We start from the raw sequence: 25,478 nt of genomic DNA, 5'->3' as shown, positions 1-25,478 counted from the left end.
TTGGGGGAGAAGGTGGCCCCGAAGGGGTCGGATGAGGGGTCGCACCCGGTGGCCGGAGCGTGTTGACGACAAGCGTTCATTGAGTCATGTTCTCGTTATGTTCCAACGCGATCATCTGCCCCTCGCCAGGGCCATGCGCCGCCAGCCGACCCACGCGGAGGCCCGGCTGTGGGCGGCCTTGCGAGGCAGGAAACTCGATGGGCTGAAGTTTCGCCGGCAGGCGCCGGTCGGCCGCTACATCGTCGACTTCTTCTGCTCCGAGAGGTTCCTCATCGTCGAGGCGGACGGGCCGACCCATGTGGACAGCGAGCACGACCGGGTGCGCGATGCCTGGCTGCGAGCGGAAGGCTACCGCGTGCTGCGGTTTCCCAACGAAGACGTGGCGAACCGGCTGGAGTGGGTATTGGATCAGATCCGCCGGACAGTCGGAAACCGCGCCTTGCCTGACAGGATCGGTTGACGGCGACTCAGCCGCCGGTGCGCCCCCTCATCCGACCCCTTCGGGGCCACCTTCTCCCCCAAGGGGAGAAGGAGATCATTTTTTCAGCTCCAGCACATCCAGCTTCGATTCCTGCTTCGGGAACGGCACGGCCATCCGCCAGCGGTCGGTTCCGATGCGTTCGAAGACGCCGACCTGGTCGCGCTCCGGCTGCTGGCCGTAGGACGGGAAGCCCTTTTCGTCGGCGCCCCAGGCCTGGGCCCCGACATAGATTAGGCGGTTGGGATTTTCGGCGTCGGGATAGAGCAGGCCGCGGGTGCGCTGGCTGCCGGTGGTCTTGGTCAGGATCAGGTCGCCGCCGGGGGTCAGCTCTATGCTGCATTTGAACCAGGGGTATTCGACGTAGGCCAAGCCGGGCGGATTGTGCTGTGAGCCGAGCTTGATGGTGCGGCAGCGATAGGTCCCGGGGCCCGGTTGCAGGTTGCCGGCCAGCGCCGCCTTGGGCACCAGCAGCATGCCGTGGGTGTCGACCATCGCCCCGTACTCGACGTTGGCCTCCTTGAGGGCGGCGGCCCAGGCGCGGTCGAGGCGGGCCAGGCGGTCCTGGTCGTCGGCCTTGGCGACGGTGCGCCACTGGTCCGTGCCGCCCTGCTCGCCGCCGGGCGTGGGGTCCTTGACCGCGTCGACGGCGGCGCCGGCCGTGGCGATGGCGGCGTCGGACGGCGTGGCCTTGGCTTCGGGCGCTTGCGGCGCCGGGGCCTCGTCGGCCTTGCGGTCGCAGGCGGCCAGGGTCAGGGCCAGGACGGCCAGCGAGGAAAGGAGGGCGGGACGCATCATAGGCTAACGGTGAGGCGCCCCGCCGGTTTCGTCAAAGCCGCTCGTGCATGGGGACTGGTTGCGCGCGCGGGCGGGCCGACGACTGTGCTCAATCGGTTGGTGCGCGCTACCTGTCCCCGATCGGCGCTGATCGGGGACAGGAACGCCGCTCCAGCCGTGATGCAGAACCGGCGACGCCGTTGCGCGGCGATCCAGTCCCCACCTACACCCGATCCCTGAACGGATCGGCCGGGAAGACGCCGAGTATCTCGATGCGGTCGGTGAAGAAGGCCAGTTCCTCCAGGGCCAGGGCCAGGCCCCGGTCCTCGGGCCGGCCGTCGACCTCGGCGTAGAAGAAGGTGGCGGTGAAGGCGCCGCCCTCCATGTAGCTTTCCAGCTTGGTCATGTTGACGCCGTTGGTCGCGAAGCCGCCCATCGCCTTGTAGAGGGCGGCCGGCAGGTTCTTCACCCGGAAGCAGAAGCTGGTGATGCAGCGCTGGGTGAAGGCCGGGGCGGGCGGCGCCTTGTCGGCGGTCATGACCAGGAAGCGGGTGGTGTTGTGGCGCTCGTCCTCGATGTCCTTGGCGAGGATGTCGAGGCCGTAGATCTCGGCGGCCAGGGCCGGGGCGATGGCGGCCTTGGCCGGATCGGGATGCAGGGCCAGGGCGCGGGCGGCCCCGGCGGTGTCGCCGACGGCCTCGGTCTCGACGCCGAGCTTCTTCAGGGAGCGGCGGCACTGGTGCAGGGCGATGGCCATGCTGGAGACCGTCTTCACCTGGTCGAGCCTGACGCCCTTGTTGGCCATCAGCTGGAAGCGGATCGGCTTGAACCGCTCGCCGATGATCTTCAGGCCGCTGGAGGGCAGTAGGTGGTGCACGTCGGCGACGCGGCCGGCGATGGAGTTCTCGACCGGGATCATCCCCAGCTCGCAGACGCCGGTCTTCACCGCTTCGAAGGCTTCCTCGAAGGTGGCGTAGGGGGCGGCTTCATAGCCGGGGAAATAGTCGCGGCAGGCCTCGTGGCTGTTGGCGCCGGGGGCGCCCTGGAAGGCGATCTTCTTGAGCATGATGTCAGACAGTCTTTGCGTGAGCCCGGGCGGCTTCGAGGTCGGCCGGGTTGTCGACGGAGATGGGCGCGGCCTCTGCGATGGACGCCCAGTAGCTCAGCCCCATTTCGAGGCCGCGCAGTTGTTCCAGCTTCTCGCGCCGCTCCAGGGCCGAAGGCGGCGCGCTGTTAAATCGCTCCAGCGCCGCGCGCCGATAGCCGTAGATGCCGACGTGGCGCCAGACGGGGCCGTCGCCGTAGAGGGTGGAGCGGGTGAAGTAGAGGGCGCGGCCCGATCTGCCGTCGGCCTCGAGGGCGAGGATGGCCTTGACCACGTCGGGGTTGGCGCGGTCGGCCGGGCTTCCCTCGGCGGCGACCACGGTGGCGACGTCGCAGCCAGGCTGGGCCTGCATCAGGGCGGCGCAGGCGCTGAGCACCGACGGCTCGACGAAGGGCATGTCGCCCTGCAGGTTGATCACCGCGTCATGGACGCCGCCGGGGTCCAGGGCGTTCAGCGCCGCCTGGATGCGGTCCGAGCCGGATGGCAGGGCCGGGTCGGTCAGCACCGCCTGGCCGCCGGCGGCGCGCACCGCCTCGACGATCTCTGCATCGCCCGCCGCCACGGCGACGGGGCCGATATCGGCCTTCTCAGCCTGGCGCAGCACCCGCACGATCATCGCCACGCCGCCGATGTCGGCCAGCGGCTTGTCGGGCAGCCGGGTGGCGGCCATGCGGGCGGGGATCAGGACGATAGGTTTCATCGGCTTTCAGAGGGGCCTTGCGCTTGCGAAGGCGGCGGTAGCGTGTCAGAGACGCTCGCGCAACAAGAGCCGGGATTCTGCCGGCTCCGGACAAGACACAAACCTACGAGTTCGATGCGAACATGAGCGACCTGACGTTCAACAAAATCGCCGGCGGCGTGCTGGTGGTGGGCCTGGCGATCTTCGGCCTGCGGGAACTGAGCGGCATTGTGTTCGAGAGCCACGAACTTCATAAGCCGGGCTACGCCGTGGCCATCCAGGAAGAAGGCGAGGCTGGCGCGGTCGCCGAGGTCGCGCCCGACTGGGGCACGGTCATTCCGGCCACCAACCCCGCCCTGGGCCAGGCCGTCTCGGCCAAGTGCAGCAGCTGCCACACCTTCACGGCCGGCGGCGCCAACGGCACCGGCCCCAACCTCTACGGCACCATGGGCAAGGTCCCCGGCACCCATCCGGGCTTCGCCTATTCGGACGCCATGAAGACCTTCGGGACCGGCAAGACCTGGACCTGGGACGAACTGGACGCCTTCCTGAAGGCCCCCCAGAAGCATGTCGCCGGCACCAAGATGACCTTCGTCGGCCTGAAGAAGCAGGAAGACCGCATCGCCATGCTGGCCTACCTGCACAGCCTGGGCTCGACCCTGGCGGTCCCGGCGCCCAAGCCCGCCGTCGCCGCCACCGAGGCCCCGGCCGCTGGCGCCACCGACCCGACGGCGACCGGCACGACCGCCGACCCCAAGACCGCTCCGGGCGGCGCCACCCAGGCTCCCGCCACCGCCGAGCCGGCCAAGCCGGCCCCCGCCCCGGCCCACTAGGCCCCGGCTCCAAAAGACAGGACGGGCTCCACTTCGGCGGGGCCCGTTTTTCTTTGCGCCAAAGGCAGGCTAGTCTTTCCGCGATCGGGGAGTTCCACATGCGCCTTGTCCTTGCCGCCGCGATGGCGCTGCTGGCCCTGCCCGCCGCCGCCCAGCAGGCCGCCGACCCCAAGGCCGATCTGTCGGTCGCCAGCCCCGCATTCGCCGCCGGTACGGGCCCGCGGCTGGTCATCGACGGCGCCCATCACAACTTCCACACCGTCGACGGCCGCTTCGCCCCCTTCGCGGCCGTGGTCCGCAACGACGGCTTCCAGGTCTCGGGCGGCACGGCGCCGCTGACGGCGGAGACGCTGAAGGACATCAAGGTGCTGGTCATCGCCAACGCCCTGGACGCCGCCAACGACGGGGCCGGCGAATGGACCCTGCCGACTCCCTCGGCCCTCAAGCCGGAGGAGATCGCCGCCGTGAAGGCCTGGGTCGAGGGCGGCGGCGGCCTGCTGCTGATCGCCGACCACATGCCTTTCGCCGGGGCCGCGCAGGACCTGGCCCAGGCCTTCGGCTTCTCCTTCTCCAACGGTTTCGTGCAGCGGGTCCCGCCGCAGGGCCCCGACATCTTCAGCAAGACCGACGGCACGCTGAAGGCCGATGTGGTCACGCAGGGCATCGAGTCCTTACGCACCTTCACCGGTTCGGCCTTCACCGCCCCCGCCGGCGCCCGGCCGATCCTGGTGCTGCCCAAGGGCTATGTGTCGAAGGAGACCAAGGTCGCCTGGGAGTTCGACCACGACACCACGGTCGTCGATGTCGAGGGCCGGCTGCAGGGGGCGGTGATGACCGTCGGCCAGGGCCGCATCGCCGTCTTCGGCGAGGGGGCGATGTTCAGCGCCCAGGTGGCGGGGCCCGAGCAGAAGCGGATGGGCTTCAACGCCCCCGACGCGCCGGGCAACAAGCCTTTCCTGCTGGGCCTCGTCCGCTGGCTGGCCGGCGCCCTGCCCGCTTCATGACCAACGCAGCAGATCGCATCCGCGCTTTCCTCGCCGGCCTCAAACGCCTGTCGACCCTGCGCATCGTGCTGGCCAACGCCGTACCCATCGTCTGCGTCATCCTGTTCGGCTGGCCGGCCGGCGTGCTGCTGCTGCTCTATTGGTGCGAGAACGTCATCATCGGGGCGGTGAACGGCTTGAAGATGGCGGCCAGCGGCCTGGCCATGGGGCCGGTCGGCTGGGTGGTCAGCGCCTTCGCCCTGCCCTTCTACATCGTCCACTATGGACTGTTCTGCTTCGTGCACGGGATCTTCGTCCTGGTCATCGGCTCGATCGGCGAGCGCAAGGTTCCCGACTTCGATCCTTCGCTGATCGGCCTCTATCGTGTGGTCGATCACCTGGCGCGTCATGAACCCGGCTTCCTCTGGAGCCTGGCGGCGATCGCCGGCCTGCAGCTGCTCGCCTTCGTCTTCGACTGGCTGGCCAAGGGCCGGTTCCGCGAGACCAACCCGATGACCCAGATGTTCGAGCCCTATGGCCGGATCATCGTTCTGCATCTGACCATCATGATCGCGATGATCCCGGTCCTGATCCTCGGCGGGCCGGTCTGGGCGCTGGTCGGGCTGGCGATCATGAAGACGCTGTTCGAGCTGGGACGCCTTGGCCAGTTCGGGCCGACCCCCGAAAGCCTGGCCAAGTCCAACGAAGCCCTCGAGGACCTGCGCCAGAAGCTTCAGAGCCGGCGGTAGGCGGTCGGCTGGCCGACCCCGGCCGCGTCGATCCGGGCCACGGCCTCGGCCAGGGGCTCGACGACGGTGGCCATGTGGTGGCCGTTGGCATGCACCATGCGCGTCTCGTCGAGCATCATGCCGACATGGCCCTTCCAGAAGACCAGGTCGCCGCGCGTCAACTTCGCCGGATCGACGGCGACGCCGATCCTGGCCTGCATGTCGGTATCGCGCGGACAGGCGACGCCGCAGGCGGCCAGGGCCTGCTGCATCAGCCCGGAGCAGTCGAGGCCCAGGCTCTCGCGCCCGCCCCACAGGTAGGGGGCGCCGAGAAAGCCCAGCGCCACCGCCGCCGCGTCGGTCTCGAACCCCGCGCCGATCGGCGCCAGATGCTCGGCCATGAACCAGCCCGAGCGGGCGGCGCGGGCGAAGCGGCCGTCGGTTTCCTCGACGGTGACCAGGGCGTTCAGGGAATAGAGGCCGACGGGCGTCGTCTTGATGCCCGCCTGGCTGAAGGCGTAGGTGCGCAGCGCCTTGACCCGATGGGTCGGCATCAGCGGCGGCCCGCTGAGCGCCTCGGCCGGAACCCAGCCGACGTAGGCGTCGCGCGCCGCCTGGCCGAAGGCGTAGCCGTCCTTCTCCAGCAGCACGTCGAAGCGCTCGCCGAACAGCAGCCGGCTCTCCTGCTCGGCGTCATCGGCCGGATGGCGGCGCAGCGGCGCGGCCGGGGCGCTGACCTGCATGGCGGTGGGGTCGACGTAGGAGGTCGCGGGAACTACCCCCTCGAGGATGCGGGCCGCCACGCCGTCGTGGATCAGGGTCAGACGCCGGTCGAAACTCATCCGAAACGGTCCTTCAGCACCTTGAAGAGGGCCCGGATGGCCTGCGCCTCGGCCCCGGTCGGCCAGCCCGGCCGGCCCTTGGGGTTCCAGGCGAAGATGTCGAAATGCACCCAGCCGCCCGTCGTCGGGGCGAAGCGCCGCAGGAACAGCGCCGCCGTCACCGAGCCCGCCTGGGCCCAGCCGTCGGGGTCGTTCTTGAGGTCGGCGACATCGCCGTCCAGCGCCTCCTCGTAGCCGACCCACAGCGGCATGCGCCACAGGGGGTCGCGCACGGCCAGCGCCGCCGCCGCCAGCTCGCCGGCCAGAGCGTCGTCGTCGGTGTAGAAGGGGATCACCTGCGGTCCCAGCGCGATGCGGGCGGCGCCGGTCAGGGTGGCCATGTCGATGGTCAGGACCGGCGACAGCTCCTGGGCCCTGGCCAGGGCATCGGCCAGGATCAGCCGGCCTTCGGCGTCGGTGTTGCCGATCTCGACGGTCAGGCCCTTGCGGGTGTTCAGGACGTCGCCCGGGCGCATGGCGTCGCCGCTGATGGCGTTCTCGACGGCGGGTACGATGACCGCCAGCCGGATCGGCAGCTTCGCGTCCATCACCATCCGGCCCAGCGCCAGGGCATGGGCGGCGCCGCCCATGTCCTTCTTCATCAGCCGCATGCCGGCGCTGGGCTTGATGTCGAGCCCGCCGGTGTCGAAGGTCACGCCCTTGCCGACAATGGCGACCAGCGGCGCGTCGGGGCCGGCCCCGTTCCAGGCGATCTCGATGATGCGCGGGTCGCGGCCCGGGCCGGCGGCGCGGCCGACGGCGTGGACGCTCGGATAGCCGTCGCTCAGCAGTTCGTCGCCGGTCGAGACGGCGATGCTGGCGCCATGCTGCTCGGCGATCTCGCGGGCGATGGTCTCGATCTGCAGCGGGCCCATATCGCCGGCCGGGGTGTTGACCATGTCGCGGGCCAGGGCGCAGGCATGGGCGATGGACTTCACCGCCGCCAGGTCGGCGTCCGGGGCGACCAGCCGGGGACCGGGCTCGCGGGCGGCGCGGTAGCGGTCGAAGCGGTAGCCGCCCATGGCGAAGGCCAGAGCGATGTCGGTGGCGTCCAGCCCGTCGGGGGCCGGCGTCAGGACGTAGTCGCCGGCCGGCAGCTTGGCCGACAGCCCTCGGAAGGCGGTCGGATCGCCCCCTGCTCCGAGCCCGAACAGCACCTCGGCGATCTCGCCCTCGGCGTCGTGGGCAAGCAGCAGCTGGCCGGCCTTGGCCTTGAAGCCGCCGATCTCGGCGAGCCGCCCCAGCGCTGCCGGCCGGTCGCTGAGCACCCCGGGCCAGGCCTCCGCGGTCACCGCCAATACGGGGATGGCGCGGCCTTCGGTTGCGGCGATCACGGGGTCGGTCATACGACGAAGCCCTTAAGGAACATGCTTAACGATTCCTTGAGCCGGCCCGGACGATATTGGACGCCTGAAACTCTGGCCAAGGGTCTCCCTTCCATGTGTCCCAAGCGCGTCCTCGCCGCAACCGTTCTGATCCCCGCCGTCCTGTTGCTGGCCGGCCCGGCCGCCGCCTGGCCGTTCGGGGGCAAGAAGGAAACGCCGGCTCCCGCCGCCGCGCCGGCCGCGCCCGCCGCCACGCCGCCGGGCGCGCCCAGGGCCCTCGCCCCGCCGCAGAAGGCCACCGCCGCCCAGCGCGCCGAGGCCCGCCGCTATGAACCCCTCGCCGCCGCCGCCTTCTGGGGCCGCGAGGTCGAGATCGATCCGCGCGACGTCGAGGCCAGCATCGCCCTGTCGCAGTCCCTGCGGACCCTTGGCCGCTTCCAGGAGGCGGCCGACACCATCCAGGCGGCCCTGGTCGTCGACCCGAACAACCTCAACGCCCTGCTGGAAGTCGCCCGCGCCAATATCGGCATGAACCAGGGCTTCTACGCCATCGAGCCGGCCCGCAAGGCCGCCGCCCTCGCCCCGCGCGACTGGCGCCCGGTCGGGCTGCTGGCCGTGGCTTACGAACAGGCCCAGCGCGACGAGGAGGCCCTGGCCGCTCACCGCCAGGCCGTCGCCCTGGCCCCCGACGAGCCCGGCGCCTTGAGCAACTACGCCATGTACCAGGCCGCCCGCGGCGACCTGGCCGGGGCCGAGGCCCTGCTCCGCCGCGCCGTCGCCAGCCCGCGCGTCACGCCCAAGGTGCGTCAGAACCTGGCCCTGGTGGTCGGCCTGCAAGGCCGCCTGCCGGAAGCCGAACGCCTGGCCCGCCAGGACCTGCCGCCCGAGATGGTGGCCAGCAACCTGGCCTGGCTGAAGGCCGCCCTCGCCCAGGGCGCTCCTGCCCCAGCGGCCGGCCGCAGCTACCCGCCGATGGCCGGCGGCGGCGGACGCTAGGACCACTCCTCTACAGCTGACTATCGAAGCGGCGACCATTATACCGCCGCTCGTCCGACCCACAAAAAAGACGGCGACGTTCAAGGAGCGCGGAAAAGGGGCCAGATCCCCGGCTGCGTGGGCTTCGGCGTGGGTCCGGGCCGCGAGGATGTGGCCCGGGACGTTGGTCGGTGCGTGGGTCGATGGGCAGGGATTGTAGGTCGAAAGCGCGCCGCCGCGACCTACGCCCGCGCCGGGGTCCCCGGCGAGGCCCCTCATGACGGGTGAATATGTCTAGACATATTACGTAAGCCATTGTCCAGACAGCGTTTTTCAGACGCGAGTGGCTTGTTCCGGAACGCTAGCGGCTGACCGGCGGGCGCTCGTAGGCCATGGCCCCGATGGTGTTGCCCTCGGTGTCGTCGAAGCGGATCAGCACCCCGACGGTGGGGATCGGAGCCTTGCCCATGGTGACCTTGCCGCCATTGGCCTCGACGGCCGCCAGCACCGCGTCGATGTCGTCCACCCCGAAGGTCGGCTCGATGCCGTTCAGGCCCGTGCCGGTGCGCGGCTCGTGGCGCTGGTGCATCAGGCCCTGGACGCCCGGGTTGGCCGCGTCGCCGGTGTGGATCAGGTAGAAGCCCGGCGGCCCCCAGGGTTCGAAAACCCAGCCGAATACCGCCTCATAGAAGCGGCGGGCGCGGTCGACGTCGTCGACGTGAAGGGCGAAGGAGGAGAGGTTGCTGGCCATGGCCCGAAGGTTGCGACTCTGTCCGTCCTGTCGCAATCCCGCTAGATTGCCATTCGATGTCGCAAATCCGGCATACGGCGGCCGATGAGCCCTATTTCCTGATCCGCACCCTGGCGGCGCGGTACGAGGCCGGACGCTCGACGCCCCGCCACGCCCATGCCTGGGGACAGCTGATCTACTGCTCGGCCGGGGTGATGACGGTCTGGACCGAGACCGGCTCCTGGGTGGCGCCGCCGCATTGGGCGATCTGGGCCCCGGCCGGGGTGGCCCACGAGATCCGCTTCTCCGGCGACAGCGCCATGCGGACCCTCTACCTGCGCGCCGACCTGGCCGCCGCCCTGCCCTCTACCTGCGTGGCGATGACCGTCTCGCCGCTGCTGCGGGAGATGATCGCGCGGGCCATGGAGCTTGGCATGCTCGACGAGCGCCAGCCGCTGCACCAGGCGCTGGCGACCCTGATCCTGGCCGAGCTGAAGCGGCACGACGCCCCGCCCTTCGACCTGCCCACCCCGACCAGCGGGGCGGCGCGGCGGGCGGCCGAGCTGCTCGGCGCCGAGGGCGGGCTGGGGACCGAGGCCCTGGCCCGGCGGGTGGGCCTGAGCGGCCGCACCCTGGAGCGACGTTTCCTGGCTGAAACCGGGCTGACGGTGGCCGGCTGGGGCCGTCAGGCGCGGCTGCTGCAGGGGCTGCGCGGCCTGGCGGCGGGCGAGCCGGTGAAGCGGGTGGCGCAGGCGGCCGGCTACCGCTCGGCCAGCGCCTTCGTGGCCGCCTTCCGCGCGGCCTTCGGCCAGACGCCGGGACGCTACTTCGCCGGTCCGTCCTGAGGGCTCAGCCGCCGCCCATCAGCCGGCTGGGCCAGCCGATCCGCACCAGGGTCTGGTCGGGATCGGAGAGGGCGAACTCGTACATGCCCCAGGGCTTGTGATCCGGTCCGCCGGTTCCGAGGGCCTCGCCGGCGAACGCGGCGGCCAGCCGGTCGACCTCCTCGCTGTAGAGATACAGGCCGAACGGGTTGCGGCCCGGGACCAGCCAGTCCTCGACGGCGGCGGTCAGGTGCAGCGACCCGCCCTTGCCGTCAGACAGCATGCGATAGCTGTCCTCCGCCCCGGCCGGCGGGCGATCCTCCGGCGGGCGGCTGAACCCCAATCGGTTGTAGAAGGCCTCCGAGGCGTCGAGGTCGTTGCAGGGCAGGATGGCGGTCAGGCCGTGCGAAGGCATGGGTCAGCTCCTTGCGGGGGGATGGGCGGGTGGATGGGCGCGGGCCAGGTCGAGCACCAGTCGCAGGCCGGGTTCGGCGTCCTCGGCCCGCGCCTCGCCGCCGTGCAGCTTGGCGCAGGCGGCGACGATGGCCAGGCCCAGACCGGAGCCGGCCTGGGTGCGGCTTTCCTCCAGCCGCACGAAGCGCTGCAGGATACGCTCCCGGTCGGCGGCCGGCACGCCCGGCCCGTTGTCGGTCACCGACAGCAGCACCCGCCCGCCATCGGCCGCCAGCCCGACCCGGATCGTCGCCCCCGGTCCGGCATAGCGCGAGGCGTTGTGCAGCAGGTTGCCGAGCGCCTGGCGCAGCAGCAGGGCGTGGACCAGGGCCGGGGTCGGCCGGTAGTGCAGGTCGAGGGTCAGGGTCTGGCCGGCGTCCTCCAGCATCGGGGCGAACAGCTCGGCGATCTCGGCGACCAGCTGCGTCAGGTCGACCTGGCTCATGCTATCGGCCGACAGGCCGCTCTCGGCGCGGGCGATCTCCAGCAGGGTCGAGAGGGTGGCCAGGATCTCGTCGGCCCCCAGCACCGCCCGTTCGATCTGGGCCAGGCGCTCGGGTTCGGCCAGGGCCGGGTCGGCGGCCTGGGCCAGGGCGGCGCGCACCCGGGCCAGGGGCAGGCGCAGGTCATGGGCCAGGCTGTCGGTGGCCAGCCGCAGGTCGGCCAGCAGGGTCTCGATGCGCGCCAGCATGGCGTTCACCGAGGCGCCGAGATCGTCGAAGACGTCGCCATTGGGCATCGCGGGAGCCCGGGCCGACAGGTCGCCGGCCGCGATCCGCTCGGCCGCCTCGGCCAGCCCCCGCGCCCGCCGCACCAACAGCCGCTGCAGCCAGAGGCTGGCGGCGGCGATGGCCAGCAGGCCGGGGAACAGAGCCAGGCCGACGGCGCTGAGCACCGCGCGGCGGAAGGCGCCCCGGTCGGCCAGGTCCTCGAAGATGGCCAATGTGCCGCCGGTCGCCATCGGCTGGACCAGCACCTCGAAGCGGCGCTTTCCGATGTCGACGATGTTGTAGCCGGGGGCCGGCAGGGCGGTGGAGGCCAGCAGGGCCTCGCCGCCGAGCAGCCGGCCGTCGTCATCGAACACCGCGAAGGTGAAGGCCCCCTCCTCCATCCGCGCCCGCCGGTCCAGCGCCCGGGCCATGGCCGGCAGGCCCTCTTCGTGGGCGAAGGCGACGAAGTAGTCGCGGGCGGTTTCGGCCACCAGTTGCTGGCGGTGGGCGATCTGGCGCTCGCCGGCGACGTCGACCGCGGCCAGGCTGACGCCCAGCAGCAGCAGGACGCAGACCCCGAGCACGGCGGCCAGCACGCCGGGCCGGGCGCTGATCCGGAAGCGGTCCCTCACGGCGTCGCCGACAGTCGGTAGCCCGTGCCGCGCAGGGTGTGCAGCAGCGGGGCGTCGAAGCCCTCGTCGATCTTCTTGCGCAGGCGGCTGACGTGGGTGTCGATCAGGCTGGTGTGGGGATCGAAGCGGTAATCCCAGACCTCTTCCAGCAGCATGGTGCGGGTCACCACCCGGTCGCGGTGGCGCAGCAGGTATTCCAGCAGCTTCAGTTCGCGCGGCAACAGATCGATGACCCGGTCCTCGCGCGTCACCCGGCGGCTCAGTAGGTCGAGGGTGAGGTCGCCGCAGGCCAGCGCCGTCTCCTTCAGGGCCGGCGCGCCGCGCCGCATGAGGTTCTCAAGCCGCGCGGACAGTTCGGAAAAGCCGAACGGCTTGGTCAGATAGTCGTCGCCGCCGGCCCGCAGGCCCTTCACCCGCTCGTCGAGGTGGGCCAGGGCGCTGAGGAACAGGACGGGCGTCACCATCTCCGCCGCCCGCAGGGCCTTGACCACGGCCAGGCCGTCCATGCCCGGCACCATGCGGTCCATGACGATGGCGTCGAAGCTGGAGGTGGTGGCGAGGTAGAGGCCGTCACGGCCGTCGGCGACATGCTCGACGGTGAAGCCCTCCTGGCGCAGGCCGCGCAGCACATAGTCGGCGGTGTCGGCGTCGTCTTCGACCAGCAGGACGCGGCGGCTCATCAGCGAAATCCACAAGGAGCGGCGCGGCGGTTGAAGACCCTCGCCATGTCGAAAGTGCGTCGGGAATAATGCGGCGCGGACATGCGCCGGCCCCACCCGCGGCAGGCAGAGCAATCGCATATGGAGGCAGGTGACCAAGACCGGGTCAGCCGCCGTGAGCGGTTCCTTCTCCCCTTGTGGAAGAAGGTGGCGCGAAGCGCCGGATGAGGGGTCGATAGGTCTTTCAGCTGCGCAGAGGTGGTGGCGACAGGCTGTGTCAGAGACCGGGGAGCCCCCTTGTGTGTCTGAAATCTGCGAAGTTCGCGGTTGCCGCTGGACGGGTCATGACCCGTCCAGCGGCAACCGCGAACTTCGCAGATTTCAGACACACAAGGGGGCTCACCGGCCTCCGACACAGCCTGTCGCCACCGCCTCTGCGCGGTTGAAAGACCTATCGACCCCTCATCCGGCGCTTCGCGCCACCTTCTCCCACAAGGGGAGAAGGGAACACTTACGGCGGCTGACCCAGTCTTGGGCGTTGAGGACAGCGGTGACAGCCCCACCCATGGCCGGACCAACACCGGCTGGACAGCCCCGGGAGAGCGCCGCAAGGTGGCGCCATGTCCCTGGCCGACGCCTCCTCTTCGCCACGCTGGACCGGCCCCCGCTGGCCGGGACGGCTGGCGCTCGGCGCCGCCTGGTGGCTGGCCTTCCTGCTGCTGCTGGAGCCCGGCAACGTCGCCTCGGCCCTGGACGCCGGCCAGACCCTGGCCTGGGACCGTGAGGCGATGCGCATCCTCGTCGCCACCCTGATGGGCGCCTCGGTGACGCCGTGGCTGCTGGCGCTGGTCGAGCGGTTCCCCGTTGGCGGGTCGACGCCCTGGCGCCGCCTGGTCCTGCACGCCCTGGCCGCGGCCGGCCTGGCGGCGGGCCTGATCCTGCTGGCCAACCCCCTGGCCGCCTGGTTTCTCGAGCCGGATCACCGGCCGCTGCTGGTCGGCCTGCGCCAGGACCTGGCGGCCGACTGGCCGCTGATGACCTACGCCATCGGCCTGTTCATCGCCCTGGCCCACGGCCTGCGCCGCCTGCGAGCGCCGGCGCCCGCGACGCCCTGGCTGACACAGGTGACGGTGACGGCCAGGGGCCGCCAGACCCTCCTGCCGCTGGCCGAGGTCGACTGGATCGAGACCCAGGGCAACTACCTGGCCCTGCACGCCGGCCCGGCCGTCCATCTGCTGCGCGAGACCTCGCGTGGCCTGGAGGCGCGGCTCGACCCGGCCGGCTTCCTGCGCATCCATCGCCGGGTCATCGTCGCCTCGGGCCGCATCCGCGACCTCACCCTGCTGGACGGCGGCGACGCCAACCTGCGGCTGACCACCGGCCAGACCCTGCGGGTCAGCCGCAGCTACCGCCGCCAGGTCCAGGACCGACTGAAAGCGGCCCGTTAGCGGCCCTTGCGCGGTCCGCCGGTCGGCTTGCCGGTCGGCTTCGCCCCAGCGGGACGCGGCTTGCCGCCCTTGCCCGCACCCTTGGCCGGAGCCTGAGCCGGCCGGGTGGTCGCCGCTTCGCCGGGCGCCGTGAACCAGTGGCCCTTGGCCTTGCCTTCCAGGTGTCGGCCCAGGGGCTTGGCGGGCTTGTCCGGCTTGCCGGCGAAGGTCCGGGCCGGTTTGTCGCCGGCCTTTTCAGCGGCCTTGCCGGCAAACTTCCCGGCCGGCTTCTCACCCGGCTTGCCGGCGAACTTGCCCGCCGGTTTGCCGAACGGCTTGCCCGGACCGCCACGCCCCTTGCCAGGTCCGTCGTCCAGCCCCGCCAGCGCCTTGCGCAGGGCCAGGGCCTTGGCGTCCTCGGCCGCCGCGGCGGCTTCCCGGTCCTTGAAGTGCTGCGGTCGCAGGTCCTTCGGCGGCGGCCGGCCGGTCGTCGGCGGTGCGGCGACCTTGTGGCTCCTGGAGGCGCGGTCGGCGTCGGTCAGGGGGGTGTTGGCGCGGAAGGGGACGGCCTTGATCTCGCGCTTGCCGGGCCCGAAGTCGGCGACGATCTTCGCCTTCGGCCGCTTGGGCATGACGTGGTTGACCGCCTTCTTCTTCGGCTTGGCCCAGCCGGCCTTGTAGACGGGTTTCTCCGGCTTCTGCTCGCCGACCACCTTGGAGGTCGAGCCCAGGCTCGGGTCGCGCCGCGACTGGGCGGCGGCCGGGGCCTTGTACTGCACGGTGTTGCCGACCGGCGTGTTGGCCTCGTCGATGTACTCGCCAAGCAGCTCGCGGATCACCCGGGGACCGACCTCCTCGACAAAGCCTGGCGCCAGCGTCCCCAGCGAGAACGGCCCGTAGGCCAGGCGGATCAGCCGGTTGACCTTCAGCCCGATGGCCTCCAGCACCCGGCGCACTTCGCGGTTCTTGCCCTCGGCCAGGGTGACGGTGATCCAGCAGTTGCTGCCCGTCACCTTGTCCAGCTTGGCCTCGATGGCCCCGTAGCGGATGCCCTCGACGGTGATGCCGTCCTTCAGCCGGTCCAGCTTGGCCTGGGTCGCGTCGCCATAGGCCCGGGCCCGGTAGATCCGCTTCCACCCCGTCGACGGCAGCTCCAGCGCCCGGGTCAGGCCGCCGTCGTTGGTGAGCAGCAGCAGGCCCTCGGAGGCCAGGTCGAGCCGTCCGACCGAGATCAGCCTGGGCAGGCCCTCGGGCAGGGCGCTGAACACCGTCGGCCGGCCCTTCGGGTCGGCGTGGGTGGTCACCAGCCCGACCGGCTTGTGATAGCGGAACACCCGCGTCGCCTCGGCCCCGGCGATCACCTCGCCGTCGACGGTCAGGATGTCGTCGGGCTCGACCTTGATGGCCGGGGTGGTCAACAGGTTGCCGTTGATCGCCACCCGCCCGGCCTCGATCAGCCGCTCGACCTCGCGGCGAGAGCCGACGCCGGCCCGGGCCAGCACCTTGGCCACCCGGTCGTGGCCCTCGCTCTCGACGCCCTCCGCGACCCTGTCGCTGGCGTCGTAGGGCATGGGTTCGTCTTCGTAGTCTTCCGCAGCCATGTTCGCCGCTCCATAGTAGGACTTGGGCCGTCTCCCGACGGTCGGACCCGCCCTATAGCATGAACGCCGCCAGCTTGCTCCCTTCTGACGAATCGCTGATGCGGCTGGCTCTCGACCAGGCGCGGGCCGCCGCCGAAGCCGGCGAAACCCCCGTCGGCGCGGTGATCATGGACCCGGTCAGCGGCCATATCGTCAGCGTCGGGGCCAACCATCCGATCGGCGGCCACGACCCCACCGCCCACGCCGAGATCGCCGCCATCCGGTCAGCGGCGGCCAAGCTTGGCAACTACCGCCTGACCGACCTGACCCTGGTCGTCACCCTGGAGCCCTGCGCCATGTGCGCCGGGGCCATCAGCCACGCCCGCCTCGGCCGGGTCGTGTTCGGGGCCGAGGACCCCAAGGGCGGCGCCGTCGTCCACGGCCCGCGCTTCTTCGAGGGCGCCACCTGCCACTGGCGGCCGTCGGTGACCGGCGGCGTCCTGGCCGAGGAGAGCGCCGAGCTGCTACGCAGCTTCTTCCGCGCCCGCCGGGCGAAGTGATCCCCCGCTACGAGGAGTTCGCGCCCCGCGCCGATCTTGCGGCCCACGTCCGCTGCGTCTGGCTGTTCGAAGGCGGCGCGGAAGCCGAGGACCAGCGCATCGCCCCGGACGGCTGCAGCGAGCTGATCGTCCATGTCGGCCAGCCCTACCTGGAGCGTGGCCTCGGCGGTGAGACCTTCCGCCAGGCCCCGGTGGTCTTCGCCGGCCAGCTGACCCGGCCGCTGCATCTTCGCGCCGATGGGCCGGCCGGGGTGATCGGCGTGCGCTTCCACCCGGCCGGCGCCTTCGGCTACCTCGGCGAGGCGGCCAGCCGCTACACCGACCGCCGCACGCCGATGGATACCGGCCTGGACCTGACAGGTCTCGACGAAGCCGCTCGCCTGGCCGCCGTGCAGGACCATGTCGCCGCCCGCATCGCCGCCAACCCCGCCCCACGCGACCCCATCGTCGAGGCCGCCGTCGCCCAGCTGCAGGCCGGCCAGCCGGTCGAAGCCAGCCGCGACCTGCAGCGCCGCTTCGCCCGCATCGTCGGCGCGCCGCCCCGCATGCTGGCCGCCATCTTCCGCTTCCGCGGCGTGTTCGAGGCCCTCAGCGAGCCCGGCGTCGCCAGCTGGACCGACGCCGCCCAGGCCGCCGGCTATTTCGACCACCCGCAGCTGGCCCGCGACTTTCGCCGCTTCCTCGGCTGCACGCCAACGCAGTTCCTCAAGTCCCAGGCCGGCCTCGCCGTGAGCCTGGTGGACGGCTGAGCTGTCGCTTCGATACAAGCCGGGGTCTGGGGCGCCATGCTGTATGACGGAACGCAACGGAGACGCCCGATGAAGTTCCTCGCCCCCCTGGCCGCCGGCCTGGCCCTGTCCCTTGCCGCCTTGGCCCCCGGCCTGGCCGCCGAGCCCGCCGGCCTGGCCAATCTCGCCTGGTTGACGGGTGGCTGGCGCGCCGAGCAGGCGGACGGCTCAGTGGTCACCGAGACCTGGCTGGCCGCCGACGGCGGGGTCATGCCGGGCATCGGCCGCACTGTCGACAAGGGTCGGGCGCAGGTCGAGTTCATGCGGCTGGACGAGAAGGACGGCCAGCTGGCCTTCACCGCCATCGTCGGCCGCCAGCCGCCGGTGACCTTCCCCCTGAAGTCCGCCACCGCCGAAGAGTGGGTGTTCGAGAACCTGGCCCACGACTTCCCGCAACGGGTCATCCTGCGCCGCTGCGGCGCCGGCTACTGCCCGGCCATCGAGGGGATGATGAACGGCAAGCTCGAGCGGATGGACTGGACCTACAGCCGCCAGCCCCACCCCTGACGGCCTAGCTGGCCAACATCAGCACCCGGTGGCGATCATGCAGCGGCAGGTGCTTGAGTTCGGCCGCCTGGGCGCCGATCGCCATGTTCATCTGGTCGCTGATCGCCGGACCGGACAGGAAGGGGGCCCTGCCCTTGAGGGTGAGCTGGATTTCCTCGGCGGTCTCGACGTTGGTCATGCCTTGCCAGACCTCGGCCCGGCGGAAGGCGTCGTTTCGGCTCAGGAAGGTGCGCATCGCGGTCAGCCGGTCGCGCCGGTCGGCGGTCGGCAGTCGCAGGGTGACGCTGCTGACCGTCTCGCGGGCCAGGTGGGCGACGTCGAAGGCGGGGTCGGTGATCTGGAAGTCGGTGTAGGCGAAGTAGGGTTCGATCAGGGTGCGAATCTGGCGCAGGGCCGGGAAGCTCGGCTGGCGCGGCATGTCATAGATGGTCACCACCATCCGCTGCCGGTCGGCCGGGTCGAAGGCGTCCAGGGCCGGCAGGTAGCCGTCGCGCAGGCTGGGCCGCATCAGGCAGCTGTAGCTGATCGGGCAGAACACCACGCCCGACTTCAGGGTGCGCAGCGCCTGGCGGGCGGCCAGCAGGCCCTCGATGTCCCACATCTGGGTCCGCTCCTCGTCGGCCGCCGAGCGCCCTTCATAGGTGGAGACGAAGGAGCCGACGAAGACCTTCTTGCCGCCGTTGTAGACCCCGCGCCACAGCACCGGCTCGAGGGGCTTGGACGCAGGGGGCATGCGCAGGGCGCGGTGTGGCGGCGTATCGCCGCCGTCGCGCTCGGCGTCGGGCAGCAGCACGCGGGCCCCCTCGGGGGCGATCTCGGTCAGCCGGCCCGCCAGGCCGACGTCCTCGCCCTGCAGCAGGCGGCTGAGGGTGTCGCGGTCGGCGGCGGCGAAGCGCTGAATCTCAGCTTGGTCGCCTTCCAGCATCAACAGGCAGACCTCGCCCTCGCCATGGTCGCCGAACAGGCGGTGCTGCAGCTCCCCGGCCAGCGAGCGCAGGTCATTGGGATCGAGCCGCTCGACCCGTGGGTCGGTCAGCAGGAAGGCGAACGGGGCCGCGACCCCGTGACGGCGCGGCCACTTCCAACGGCCGTCAAGGAAGGCGGAGCCGACCTTGGCGATCAATGGCGCCAGGGCGTCGACCTTGTCGGTCGCCAGGTCGGCGCCGATGAATACACGGATGCAGGCTAGCGCAGTCATAACGCCACTCTGGCGCGACGTAGTGAACAAACTCTACCGCGCACATGGTGAATTTGCGCGACATGGTGTCGCTGGGATTAAGCAAACGTTTTGGGCAGGCGAAAGTTCAGCCTGGCCGGGGCGCCGGCTAGCCGAAGGCCGCCAGTCGCGCGTCCAGCCGGTCGCGCACCGCCGGCCACTCGTCCGCCAGCACCGAGAACACCACGGTGTCGCGCATGCGGCCGGTCCAGGTCAGGGTGTCGGCCCGCAGGATGCCTTCCTGCGTCGCCCCCAGCTTCAGCACCGCCGCCCGGCTGCGGGCATTGATCGCATCGACCTTGAAGCCGACCCGCCGCACGCCGTGGTCGAAGGCATGGCCCATCAGCAGGCGTTTGGCCTCCGGGTTGACCGCCGTGCCCCGTACGTCCGGGTGATAGTAGGTGCCGCCGATGTCGAGGCCGCGGTTGCGGGCGTCCAGCTTCATGCAGCTGATGCCGACGCACCGCCCCTCCCGCATGACCGCGAAGGGCAGCAGCGTCCCGGCCGCCTGCTGTGTCCGGGCGCCTGTCCAGAAGCCATCGAAATGCTCGCCGGCCATCGAATAGGGGTAGATTTCCCAGATCGCCTGGTCGGCGTCGCAGGCCGCCCGCAGCGCCTCGCGGTGGCTTTCGTCCAGCGGCTCCAGCGCCAGGTGACGGCCGATCAACGGCTCGGCGGGCGGCCGGCCCTCGCTCACGCAAAGGTCTCGCGCAGCCGGAAGTCCAGCCGGTCGCGCACGGCCGGCCAGTCGTCGTCGGTGATCGACAGCACGACGGTGTCACGGACATGGCCGGTCCAGGTGATCTTGTGGTTGCGCATCACGCCTTCGCGGGTGGCGCCCAGCTTCTCGACCGCCGCCTGGCTGCGGGAATTGCGCTCGTCGATCATGAACTCGACCCGGATCGCCCCGGCGTCGAACGCCTGGCCCAGCAGCAGCCGCTTGCTCTCGGGGTTTACCGGCCCGGACCGCACGTCTGGATGCAGGAAGGTGGAGCCGATCTCGACGCCCTTGTGCAGCCGCCGGATGTTGAGGAAGGAGCTGGTGCCGACCACCCGGTTGTCGCTTAAGCGACGGATGGCGTAACCGATCCGCTCGCCGCGCTCGGTCTCGCCCTTCAGCGCGCCCCACCAGTCCTCAAAGCCCTCACCGCAGCCGTTGACCGACATGATCTCCCAGGCCTCGGGATCGCAGTCGACGGCGCCCTTGAGCTCCTCGCGGTGCTCGGGGGTGATCGGTTCCAGCCGCACGTAGCGGCCCTTGAGCAGTTTGCCTTTGAGATTCATGGGCCCATCGTGGGCGAGTCTGGCCCGTCCGCCAACCCCGTCTCCAAACCTTCGCTTGCCCTATGCGTAACCCTCGTGCATTGTGCATTCAAACAACTGTTTGACTGATGCATAGATCAAGGCCGTCAGAGCGGCCGACAGGGAGACACTCCAATGACCGCAGTCCACACCAAGGCTCAGTCGTCGTTCAATCTGAACCCGCAGGACGAGCTGAACGACCTGCGCATGTCGTCCAAGGCCCTGCCGCTGCTGGAGCACGTCAAGCGCTTCATCGCCGAAACGGTCAACCCGATGAGCGAGGAGTTCGAGCGCCTCGGCGAGGGCAAGGCCGACATCTGGTCCTATGCGCCCGGTCAGCTGGAAGTGCTCGAAGCGGCCAAGGACAAGGCCAAGGCCGAGGGCCTGTGGAACTTCTTCCTGCCCAACGCCGAGACCGGCGAGGGCCTCTCGAACCTCGACTACGCCTACATCGCCGTCGAGCTGGGCAAGAACCGCATGGCGTCGGAAGTCATGAACTGCGCCGCCCCCGACACCGGCAACATGGAAGTCCTCGAACGGGTCGGGACGCCCGAGCAGAAGGAAAAATGGCTGAAGCCCCTGCTGGAAGGCAAGATCCGCTCGGCCTTCGCCATGACCGAGGTGCACTCCGCTTCGTCCGATGCCAAGAACGTCAACACCACCGCCACCCTGGTCGGCGATGAGTACGTCATCAACGGCGAGAAGCACTACATCTCCGGCGCCGGCGACCCGCGCTGCAAGATCATGATCACCATGGTCCAGACCAGCCCCGACGGCCCGGCCAACCACCGCCAGTCGCAGATCCTCGTCCCCACCGACGCCCCCGGGGTGAAAATCGTCGGAGCCATGCATGTGTTCGGCGATCCGGACGCGCCGCACGGCCACATGCACATCATCTTCGACAACGTCCGGGTGCCGGCCAGCAACATGCTGCTGGGCGAGGGCCGGGGTTTCGAGATCTCGCAGCTGCGCCTGGGTCCGGGCCGCATCCACCACTGCATGCGCGCCATCGGCTCGGCCGAGAAGGCCCTCGACTATCTGGTCACCCGCGGCCTGAAGCGTGAAGCGTTCGGCAAGCAGCTGGTCCAGTTGGGCGGCAACATCGAGATCATCAGCAAGGCCCGCATCGACATCGAGGCCATGCGCCTGATGGTGCTGAAGGCGGCCAAGGCGATGGACGTGCTCGGCAACCAGGAGGCTCGCATCTGGATTCACATGGTCAAGGCCATGGTGCCGGTCCGGGTCTGCGAGATCATCGACCAGGCGATCCAGATGCACGGCGCGCTCGGCGTTTCGCAGCACACCCCGCTGGCCCGGATGTACGCCCAGACCCGCACCCTGCGCATCGCGGACGGTCCGGACGAGGTCCACCACATGGTGGTCGGCCGCAACGAGCTGCGCCAGTACCGCGACATGCCGCAGGACCCGTCCATGGCGGCCGTGTTCCGGAACTAGACCTCTGCGGCGCGCATCGCTGGCGGCCGCTGAACGATCAACGCCCCGGAGTTCACGCTCCGGGGCGTTTTTCTTTGTCTCCGGGGGTTCAGAGCCCCTCGGCCGCCTTGACCACGCAGGTCCCGGTGTCGAGCAGGGCGTGCTGGCCGACGCAGTAGACGTCCTCATAGTTGGGGCCGGCCACCGACAGGCACATGTGGAAGTTCAGCTTGGCCATCTTCAGGCAGGTTCCGCTGCGGGCGTCCTGCAGCAGGGCCAGCGACTGCGGGGTGTCGAGCGTCTCACCCAGGGCCATGCGGGCGGCCAGGGCCAGGCCGTTGGCGACCACCGGGCTGACCCGCGCGTCCCAGCCCTGTCCCTGGGCCGACGGCGTGTTGACGGCCTTGATCAGCTTCGCCGCGTCGGCGTCGCTGGGCTGGACGATGCGGGCCAGGGCCTTGGCCTCGGCCAGGCGGCGCGGGGCGTTGGGGATGGCGGTCTTCGACCAGGGCTGGTGCTGCAGGTCATAGGAGGCCTGCTTGACCGAGCGGCCGGAGGCCAGGACGGCGTCGCCCTCGGCCTTCAGGGCCGCTTCGGCCATGGCCCCGGCCTGGGGCGCCCCTGGCAGGTTGATGATGCCGGTCGGATCGCTGTTCAGCAGGTTCAGGACCTGATCGCGGCCGTAGCGGGTCTCCATCTCCTTGATCGAGGCGACGAAGGTCGGTTCCTGCAGGGCCGTGAAGGCGGCGTAGACCACCATGCCCTGCTGCAGCTGCTGGGGATCGTAGGCCGCCGCCCGCTTGACCGCCTCGGCGACGCCGGCGGCATTGCGGAACTGGCCGTTCAGGGCCGAGACGTCGCTCATGTAGCGGTGGAACACCGCCGCCGAGCCGGCCGCCGCCGTCGGCGTCACCGCCACCGACCCCATCTCCCAGCCGCCCTCGGCCCCGGCCGCCAACGGCGCCGCAAGCAGGGTGACAGCGGCCACGGCCGCAAATCTCTTCAATCGCATGAGCAAACCCTCCGACAGGTCCATCAGAGGGGAGGGTAGCTTTCGGAGTGTTAAAGCGGCGGGGTTATTTCAGCGATAACGATGCCGCGCGCCAGTATGTCGCGGGAAAGCTGCCGGAGCCGTAGTATTTGTCGGGCGCCCGACAGTCATCGCCAGCCGGACGCCACGGCCTTCTTCTCCTGCGCCGCGTCCAGGGCCTCGCCGGCGATCAGCTCGTCGACCCGATTGAGCACCGGCGTCGCCGTCACGCTGGACGCCATGCGGTATTCGGACTTCGCCGACGCCGGCTGGCGGACGGCGACTTCCAGTTTCCAGGCCTTGCCCTCGCGGCAGGCTAGGCCGGACATGCCTTCCAGAGCGAAGGTGCGGCAGTAGCGGCCGTCGCGATCCTTGAAGGTCAGGCCGATGGCGACGCTCTTGGCCCCGCCGCCGCCGCCGCCGCTGGTCCGGACGGTCAGGGCTTCCGCCAACTGGCCGCGCGCCGTCATGTCTTTGCCGATGGGGTCGCGGGAGGCCAGGGGAAGCTCCCGTCCGAACAACATCACCCCGACCACCAGGGTCGCGGCGATGGCCCCCCACCACTCATAGGGCGGCCGCAGCTTTCGCCGGCTGGCCAGGTCGACGACCTTGGCGGCCTCGGGGGCCGCCTCCGGCTGGATCAGGTCGGTCAGGCTGGCCGGCAGCGGCTCGTCGACCACCGGAGCATAGGCGGCCCGCACCCGCTCGGCGAGGGCTGCGTGGGCTTCCAGCCGGTCGACCAGGGTGGCGTCGGTGGCCAGGGCGGCGTCGATGGCCGCCATGCCCGCTTCGTCCAGCTCGCCATCGAGATAGGCGATCAGGGTCTCGTCGCCGATGTGGGGATCGCTGGTCATGCCGGGGCCTCCTCCAGCTGCGCCATCAGCGCCATGCGGCCGCGCGCCACCCGGCTGGCCACCGTGCCGGAGGGGATCTCCATGACCTCGGCGGCCTCGGCGTAGGACAGGCCTTCGACCAGCACCAGGGCGACGGCCAGCCGCTGTTCGTCGGGCAGCCGGGCCATGGCCTGGCCCACAGCATAGGCGTCGTCCCGCTCCGACGGTCCGGCGACATGGGGATCGGCCACCCGCTCGCCCGCCTCGGGGGCGTCGAACAGCCGGGCCTTGCGGCTGCGGCTGCGGGTCTCATCGATCCAGGCGTTCTTCATGATGCGCATGGTCCAGCTGTCCAGTCTCGTGCCGGCGATCCATTGGGCCCGTCGGGCCAGGGCGCGCTCGATGGCGATCTGGCACAGGTCGTCCGCGTCGGCCGACGACCCCGCCAGCGCCCGCGCGAATCGGCGCAGGCGGGGCAGCAGATCGACGATCCCGCGTTCGAACGGGTCCAAGGATTTCACCTCTTCAGGGATGAAACGACGACCACGGGACGTTTCTTCCGTCAGAATAGAGATATTGTGCCGGCCGATCCTGCAACCCCCCGCCTCCGGTGGAGGTCGCGGACACCGGCCGGCGGTAAGGAGGCGACCGCGATGGTGCAGAAACCAGGCAAACCGGGGCTCGGCGCGGCCCTGGCGCTCGTCCTGATGCTGGCCGGTCCGGCGGCGGCCCAGCTGCCGTCGATCCCGGGCGGCGGAGGCGGCCTTCCCGGCGGTGGCGGTCTGCCCACTGGCGGCGGCCTGCCGACGGGCGGCGAGGTCGGAGGCCGGGTGACCGGAACCCTGGACGGCGTCGATGACGTCACCGGCCGGGTGAGCGACCTGACCAGCCAGCGTGTCGACGCCCTGCGCGAGCTGATCCGCCGCAACCCGCGCGAGATTGACGTCGACGAGCGCGGCGGCCCGGTGGTGCGCGGCCAGATCCTCAGCATCGCGCCCAGCATGGCCTCCCTGGCCGCCGCCCAGGCCGCCGGCTTCAGCATTCTGCGCCGCGAGACGCTGGAGGGCGGGCTGGAGACGGTCATTCTCGCCCCGCCGGCCAGGCTCAATGCCCGCCAGGCGCTCAGGCGGCTGCGCCAGGCCGACCCGGCCGGCGACTACGACTTCAACCACATCTACTCCGGGGCCGGCGAGACGGCGCCCCTGCCGTTGGCTGCGGCCGCGCCCGCGGTCGCCGCCGGCTTCCAGGGCGGCGGCGGTGGGGGGGTGCGCGTCGGCCTTGTCGACACCGGCGTCGACGCCCGCCACCCGGCCCTGGCCGTCGCCCGCATCGAGCAGCGCGGCTTCGCGCCCGGCGGCGTACGGCCCGCCGCCCACGGCACCGCCGCCGCCTCCCTGCTGGCCGGCCAGGCCGGCGGCTTTCGCGGCGCCGCACCCGGCGCCGTGGTGCTGGCGGCCGACGTCTATGGGGCCGGCCCGACCGGCGGCTCGGCTGACGCGGTGGCCCGGGCGCTTGGCTGGATGGAGGCGTCCGGCGTGCCGGTGGTCAACATCAGCCTGGTCGGCCCACCGAACGCCCTGGTCCGGGCCATGGTTCGACGTTTGAGCGCCAGGGGGGTGCTGCTGGTCGCCGCCGTCGGCAACGACGGGCCGGCCGCACCGCCCCTTTATCCCGCCGCCTGGCCGGAGGTGATCTCGGTGACCGGCGTCGACCGCCGCGACCGGGTGCTGCCCGAGGCCTGCCGGGGGACCCACGTCGACTTCGCCGCCCCGGGCTCGGACATGGTCGCCGCCCGCCCCGGCGGCGGCTTCGCCGGACTGCGCGGCACCTCCTTCGCCGCTCCGCTGGTGGCCGGCAAGCTGGCCCTGCTGCGGCGCGGCCGGGGACCGGCTCAGGCGGTCGCCGCCCTCGGGGCCGAGGCGCGGGACCTTGGCCCGCGCGGGCCGGACCGTGTCTACGGCCGGGGCCTGGTCGCCGCCGAGCTGCGCATGGCCCCGCCGCCCCGCCGCTGAATTTTTTCGTGGCTGGG

The 25,478-nt window shown here is 71.0% G+C and carries 28 protein-coding genes; 12 read left to right on the top strand and 16 right to left on the bottom strand.

Annotated features, from left to right (window positions below):
• Positions 1-133 precede the first annotated feature (133 nt).
• On the top strand, positions 134-460 hold the full coding sequence (locus AC1RSK_RS01355; protein ID WP_492904839.1) for an endonuclease domain-containing protein: 327 nt from the start codon (positions 134-136) through the stop codon (positions 458-460).
• A gap of 75 nt (positions 461-535) precedes the next feature.
• On the opposite strand, the gene AC1RSK_RS01350 is transcribed toward AC1RSK_RS01355, so the two are convergent.
• The 3 genes from AC1RSK_RS01350 to AC1RSK_RS01340 all read right to left on the bottom strand — a co-directional run bounded on the left by AC1RSK_RS01350 (position 536) and on the right by AC1RSK_RS01340 (position 3,060).
• A complete protein-coding gene (locus AC1RSK_RS01350) occupies positions 536-1,273 on the bottom strand; it encodes a DUF4893 domain-containing protein (RefSeq protein ID WP_492904837.1) in 738 nt (245 codons plus the stop codon).
• Between the two features lie 205 nt (positions 1,274-1,478).
• Positions 1,479-2,321 carry a prephenate dehydratase gene (locus tag AC1RSK_RS01345; RefSeq protein WP_492904835.1) on the bottom strand — a complete coding sequence of 281 codons (843 nt, stop codon included), beginning with the start codon at positions 2,319-2,321 and terminating at the stop codon, positions 1,479-1,481.
• Between the two features lie 4 nt (positions 2,322-2,325).
• Positions 2,326-3,060: a 3-deoxy-manno-octulosonate cytidylyltransferase gene (locus AC1RSK_RS01340; protein WP_492904834.1), complete on the bottom strand. Its 735-nt coding sequence runs from the start codon at positions 3,058-3,060 to the stop codon at positions 2,326-2,328.
• A gap of 122 nt (positions 3,061-3,182) precedes the next feature.
• On the opposite strand from AC1RSK_RS01340, the gene AC1RSK_RS01335 reads away from it, so the two are divergent.
• From AC1RSK_RS01335 to AC1RSK_RS01325, 3 genes are all read left to right on the top strand, one after another.
• On the top strand, positions 3,183-3,872 hold the full coding sequence (locus AC1RSK_RS01335) for a c-type cytochrome (protein WP_492904833.1): 690 nt from the start codon (positions 3,183-3,185) through the stop codon (positions 3,870-3,872).
• A 98-nt stretch (positions 3,873-3,970) separates the two neighbouring features.
• Positions 3,971-4,876: a hypothetical protein gene (locus AC1RSK_RS01330; protein ID WP_492904831.1), complete on the top strand. Its 906-nt coding sequence runs from the start codon at positions 3,971-3,973 to the stop codon at positions 4,874-4,876.
• A complete protein-coding gene (locus AC1RSK_RS01325; RefSeq protein WP_492904829.1) occupies positions 4,873-5,604 on the top strand; it encodes a DUF6498-containing protein in 732 nt (243 codons plus the stop codon). Before AC1RSK_RS01330 ends, AC1RSK_RS01325 begins: the two co-directional genes overlap by 4 nt.
• On the opposite strand, the gene AC1RSK_RS01320 is transcribed toward AC1RSK_RS01325, so the two are convergent.
• A complete protein-coding gene (locus AC1RSK_RS01320; protein WP_492904827.1) occupies positions 5,589-6,425 on the bottom strand; it encodes a C40 family peptidase in 837 nt (278 codons plus the stop codon). The two genes, AC1RSK_RS01325 and AC1RSK_RS01320, sit on opposite strands and share 16 nt — an antisense overlap.
• The gene (locus tag AC1RSK_RS01315; RefSeq protein WP_492904825.1) at positions 6,422-7,810 is read right to left on the bottom strand and encodes a leucyl aminopeptidase family protein; all 1,389 of its coding nucleotides are present in this window, start codon (positions 7,808-7,810) and stop codon (positions 6,422-6,424) included. Before AC1RSK_RS01315 ends, AC1RSK_RS01320 begins: the two co-directional genes overlap by 4 nt.
• A 93-nt stretch (positions 7,811-7,903) precedes the next feature.
• Between AC1RSK_RS01315 and AC1RSK_RS01310 the strand changes: the two genes are divergently transcribed.
• Entirely contained in the window at positions 7,904-8,785 is an 882-nt protein-coding gene (locus AC1RSK_RS01310) for a tetratricopeptide repeat protein (RefSeq protein ID WP_492904824.1), read from the top strand.
• Between the two features lie 340 nt (positions 8,786-9,125).
• Here the strand turns inward: AC1RSK_RS01310 and AC1RSK_RS01305 are convergent, their stop codons facing one another.
• Entirely contained in the window at positions 9,126-9,515 is a 390-nt protein-coding gene (locus AC1RSK_RS01305) for a VOC family protein (RefSeq protein WP_492904822.1), read from the bottom strand.
• A 56-nt stretch (positions 9,516-9,571) separates the two neighbouring features.
• Between AC1RSK_RS01305 and AC1RSK_RS01300 the strand changes: the two genes are divergently transcribed.
• A complete protein-coding gene (locus tag AC1RSK_RS01300) occupies positions 9,572-10,339 on the top strand; it encodes a helix-turn-helix domain-containing protein (RefSeq protein WP_492904820.1) in 768 nt (255 codons plus the stop codon).
• A gap of 4 nt (positions 10,340-10,343) precedes the next feature.
• Here AC1RSK_RS01300 and AC1RSK_RS01295 read toward each other — a convergent pair whose 3' ends face one another.
• From AC1RSK_RS01295 to AC1RSK_RS01285, 3 genes are read right to left on the bottom strand one after another with little or no spacing between them, the layout of a single operon-like run.
• Positions 10,344-10,733, bottom strand: a complete 390-nt coding sequence (locus tag AC1RSK_RS01295) for a VOC family protein (RefSeq protein ID WP_492904818.1) — start codon at positions 10,731-10,733, stop codon at positions 10,344-10,346.
• Positions 10,734-10,736: 3 nt separating this feature from the next.
• Positions 10,737-12,113 carry a HAMP domain-containing sensor histidine kinase gene (locus tag AC1RSK_RS01290; RefSeq protein ID WP_492904816.1) on the bottom strand — a complete coding sequence of 459 codons (1,377 nt, stop codon included), beginning with the start codon at positions 12,111-12,113 and terminating at the stop codon, positions 10,737-10,739.
• Positions 12,110-12,793, bottom strand: coding sequence for a response regulator transcription factor (locus AC1RSK_RS01285; RefSeq protein ID WP_492904814.1), 684 nt, complete (start codon positions 12,791-12,793; stop codon positions 12,110-12,112). The genes AC1RSK_RS01290 and AC1RSK_RS01285 overlap by 4 nt, the downstream gene beginning before the upstream one ends.
• A gap of 599 nt (positions 12,794-13,392) precedes the next feature.
• Here AC1RSK_RS01285 and AC1RSK_RS01280 point away from each other — a divergent pair.
• Positions 13,393-14,220 carry a LytTR family DNA-binding domain-containing protein gene (locus AC1RSK_RS01280; RefSeq protein WP_492904813.1) on the top strand — a complete coding sequence of 276 codons (828 nt, stop codon included), beginning with the start codon at positions 13,393-13,395 and terminating at the stop codon, positions 14,218-14,220.
• On the opposite strand, the gene AC1RSK_RS01275 is transcribed toward AC1RSK_RS01280, so the two are convergent.
• Positions 14,217-15,800: a pseudouridine synthase gene (locus tag AC1RSK_RS01275; RefSeq protein WP_492904811.1), complete on the bottom strand. Its 1,584-nt coding sequence runs from the start codon at positions 15,798-15,800 to the stop codon at positions 14,217-14,219. The two genes, AC1RSK_RS01280 and AC1RSK_RS01275, sit on opposite strands and share 4 nt — an antisense overlap.
• 59 nt (positions 15,801-15,859) lie before the next feature.
• Between AC1RSK_RS01275 and tadA the strand changes: the two genes are divergently transcribed.
• The 3 genes from tadA to AC1RSK_RS01260 all read left to right on the top strand — a co-directional run bounded on the left by tadA (position 15,860) and on the right by AC1RSK_RS01260 (position 17,634).
• Positions 15,860-16,339, top strand: coding sequence for a tRNA adenosine(34) deaminase TadA (tadA, locus tag AC1RSK_RS01270; RefSeq protein ID WP_492904809.1), 480 nt, complete (start codon positions 15,860-15,862; stop codon positions 16,337-16,339).
• Positions 16,336-17,088, top strand: a complete 753-nt coding sequence (locus tag AC1RSK_RS01265; RefSeq protein WP_492904808.1) for an AraC family transcriptional regulator — start codon at positions 16,336-16,338, stop codon at positions 17,086-17,088. The genes tadA and AC1RSK_RS01265 overlap by 4 nt, the downstream gene beginning before the upstream one ends.
• 69 nt (positions 17,089-17,157) lie before the next feature.
• Positions 17,158-17,634, top strand: coding sequence for a DUF6265 family protein (locus AC1RSK_RS01260; RefSeq protein WP_492904807.1), 477 nt, complete (start codon positions 17,158-17,160; stop codon positions 17,632-17,634).
• 4 nt (positions 17,635-17,638) lie between these two features.
• Here the strand turns inward: AC1RSK_RS01260 and AC1RSK_RS01255 are convergent, their stop codons facing one another.
• The 3 genes from AC1RSK_RS01255 to AC1RSK_RS01245 all read right to left on the bottom strand — a co-directional run bounded on the left by AC1RSK_RS01255 (position 17,639) and on the right by AC1RSK_RS01245 (position 20,134).
• Positions 17,639-18,832 (bottom strand): hypothetical protein, encoded by a 1,194-nt coding sequence (locus AC1RSK_RS01255; RefSeq protein WP_492904805.1) that lies wholly within the window; start codon positions 18,830-18,832, stop codon positions 17,639-17,641.
• Between the two features lie 127 nt (positions 18,833-18,959).
• Positions 18,960-19,547 (bottom strand): GNAT family N-acetyltransferase, encoded by a 588-nt coding sequence (locus AC1RSK_RS01250; protein ID WP_492904803.1) that lies wholly within the window; start codon positions 19,545-19,547, stop codon positions 18,960-18,962.
• Complete coding sequence (locus tag AC1RSK_RS01245) at positions 19,544-20,134, bottom strand: GNAT family N-acetyltransferase (RefSeq protein ID WP_492904801.1); 591 nt, start codon at positions 20,132-20,134, stop codon at positions 19,544-19,546. The genes AC1RSK_RS01250 and AC1RSK_RS01245 overlap by 4 nt, the downstream gene beginning before the upstream one ends.
• Positions 20,135-20,287: 153 nt before the next feature.
• On the opposite strand from AC1RSK_RS01245, the gene AC1RSK_RS01240 reads away from it, so the two are divergent.
• Positions 20,288-21,607 carry an acyl-CoA dehydrogenase family protein gene (locus tag AC1RSK_RS01240; RefSeq protein ID WP_492904799.1) on the top strand — a complete coding sequence of 440 codons (1,320 nt, stop codon included), beginning with the start codon at positions 20,288-20,290 and terminating at the stop codon, positions 21,605-21,607.
• Positions 21,608-21,695: 88 nt separating this feature from the next.
• Here the strand turns inward: AC1RSK_RS01240 and AC1RSK_RS01235 are convergent, their stop codons facing one another.
• From AC1RSK_RS01235 to AC1RSK_RS01225, 3 genes are all read right to left on the bottom strand, one after another.
• On the bottom strand, positions 21,696-22,574 hold the full coding sequence (locus AC1RSK_RS01235; RefSeq protein ID WP_492904798.1) for a hypothetical protein: 879 nt from the start codon (positions 22,572-22,574) through the stop codon (positions 21,696-21,698).
• A 170-nt stretch (positions 22,575-22,744) separates the two neighbouring features.
• A complete protein-coding gene (locus AC1RSK_RS01230) occupies positions 22,745-23,470 on the bottom strand; it encodes an anti-sigma factor family protein (RefSeq protein ID WP_492904796.1) in 726 nt (241 codons plus the stop codon).
• A complete protein-coding gene (locus AC1RSK_RS01225; protein ID WP_492904794.1) occupies positions 23,467-23,961 on the bottom strand; it encodes an RNA polymerase sigma factor in 495 nt (164 codons plus the stop codon). The genes AC1RSK_RS01230 and AC1RSK_RS01225 overlap by 4 nt, the downstream gene beginning before the upstream one ends.
• A gap of 141 nt (positions 23,962-24,102) precedes the next feature.
• Between AC1RSK_RS01225 and AC1RSK_RS01220 the strand changes: the two genes are divergently transcribed.
• On the top strand, positions 24,103-25,461 hold the full coding sequence (locus tag AC1RSK_RS01220) for a S8 family serine peptidase (protein ID WP_492904792.1): 1,359 nt from the start codon (positions 24,103-24,105) through the stop codon (positions 25,459-25,461).
• The last annotated feature ends 17 nt before the right edge of the window (positions 25,462-25,478 follow it).

This window comes from Caulobacter sp. GW821-FHT11A05, assembly GCF_058809015.1.
The sequence above is the reverse complement of the archived record's forward strand: the minus strand, read 5'-3'. Positions and strand labels throughout refer to the sequence as shown.

Excerpts from the sequence above, each read along its gene's own strand:
- AC1RSK_RS01355 (WP_492904839.1), top strand. The coding sequence starts at position 134 with ATGCGCCGCCAGCCGACCCACGCGGAGGCCCGGCTGTGGGCGGCCTTG.
- AC1RSK_RS01350 (WP_492904837.1), bottom strand. The coding sequence starts at position 1,273 with ATGCGTCCCGCCCTCCTTTCCTCGCTGGCCGTCCTGGCCCTGACCCTG.
- AC1RSK_RS01345 (WP_492904835.1), bottom strand. The coding sequence starts at position 2,321 with ATGCTCAAGAAGATCGCCTTCCAGGGCGCCCCCGGCGCCAACAGCCAC.
- AC1RSK_RS01340 (WP_492904834.1), bottom strand. The coding sequence starts at position 3,060 with ATGAAACCTATCGTCCTGATCCCCGCCCGCATGGCCGCCACCCGGCTG.
- AC1RSK_RS01335 (WP_492904833.1), top strand. The coding sequence starts at position 3,183 with ATGAGCGACCTGACGTTCAACAAAATCGCCGGCGGCGTGCTGGTGGTG.
- AC1RSK_RS01330 (WP_492904831.1), top strand. The coding sequence starts at position 3,971 with ATGCGCCTTGTCCTTGCCGCCGCGATGGCGCTGCTGGCCCTGCCCGCC.
- AC1RSK_RS01325 (WP_492904829.1), top strand. The coding sequence starts at position 4,873 with ATGACCAACGCAGCAGATCGCATCCGCGCTTTCCTCGCCGGCCTCAAA.
- AC1RSK_RS01320 (WP_492904827.1), bottom strand. The coding sequence starts at position 6,425 with ATGAGTTTCGACCGGCGTCTGACCCTGATCCACGACGGCGTGGCGGCC.
- AC1RSK_RS01315 (WP_492904825.1), bottom strand. The coding sequence starts at position 7,810 with ATGACCGACCCCGTGATCGCCGCAACCGAAGGCCGCGCCATCCCCGTA.
- AC1RSK_RS01310 (WP_492904824.1), top strand. The coding sequence starts at position 7,904 with ATGTGTCCCAAGCGCGTCCTCGCCGCAACCGTTCTGATCCCCGCCGTC.
- AC1RSK_RS01305 (WP_492904822.1), bottom strand. The coding sequence starts at position 9,515 with ATGGCCAGCAACCTCTCCTCCTTCGCCCTTCACGTCGACGACGTCGAC.
- AC1RSK_RS01300 (WP_492904820.1), top strand. The coding sequence starts at position 9,572 with ATGTCGCAAATCCGGCATACGGCGGCCGATGAGCCCTATTTCCTGATC.
- AC1RSK_RS01295 (WP_492904818.1), bottom strand. The coding sequence starts at position 10,733 with ATGCCTTCGCACGGCCTGACCGCCATCCTGCCCTGCAACGACCTCGAC.
- AC1RSK_RS01285 (WP_492904814.1), bottom strand. The coding sequence starts at position 12,793 with ATGAGCCGCCGCGTCCTGCTGGTCGAAGACGACGCCGACACCGCCGAC.
- AC1RSK_RS01280 (WP_492904813.1), top strand. The coding sequence starts at position 13,393 with ATGTCCCTGGCCGACGCCTCCTCTTCGCCACGCTGGACCGGCCCCCGC.
- AC1RSK_RS01275 (WP_492904811.1), bottom strand. The coding sequence starts at position 15,800 with ATGGCTGCGGAAGACTACGAAGACGAACCCATGCCCTACGACGCCAGC.
- tadA (WP_492904809.1), top strand. The coding sequence starts at position 15,860 with ATGAACGCCGCCAGCTTGCTCCCTTCTGACGAATCGCTGATGCGGCTG.
- AC1RSK_RS01260 (WP_492904807.1), top strand. The coding sequence starts at position 17,158 with ATGAAGTTCCTCGCCCCCCTGGCCGCCGGCCTGGCCCTGTCCCTTGCC.
- AC1RSK_RS01255 (WP_492904805.1), bottom strand. The coding sequence starts at position 18,832 with ATGACTGCGCTAGCCTGCATCCGTGTATTCATCGGCGCCGACCTGGCG.
- AC1RSK_RS01245 (WP_492904801.1), bottom strand. The coding sequence starts at position 20,134 with ATGAATCTCAAAGGCAAACTGCTCAAGGGCCGCTACGTGCGGCTGGAA.
- AC1RSK_RS01240 (WP_492904799.1), top strand. The coding sequence starts at position 20,288 with ATGACCGCAGTCCACACCAAGGCTCAGTCGTCGTTCAATCTGAACCCG.
- AC1RSK_RS01230 (WP_492904796.1), bottom strand. The coding sequence starts at position 23,470 with ATGACCAGCGATCCCCACATCGGCGACGAGACCCTGATCGCCTATCTC.
- AC1RSK_RS01220 (WP_492904792.1), top strand. The coding sequence starts at position 24,103 with ATGGTGCAGAAACCAGGCAAACCGGGGCTCGGCGCGGCCCTGGCGCTC.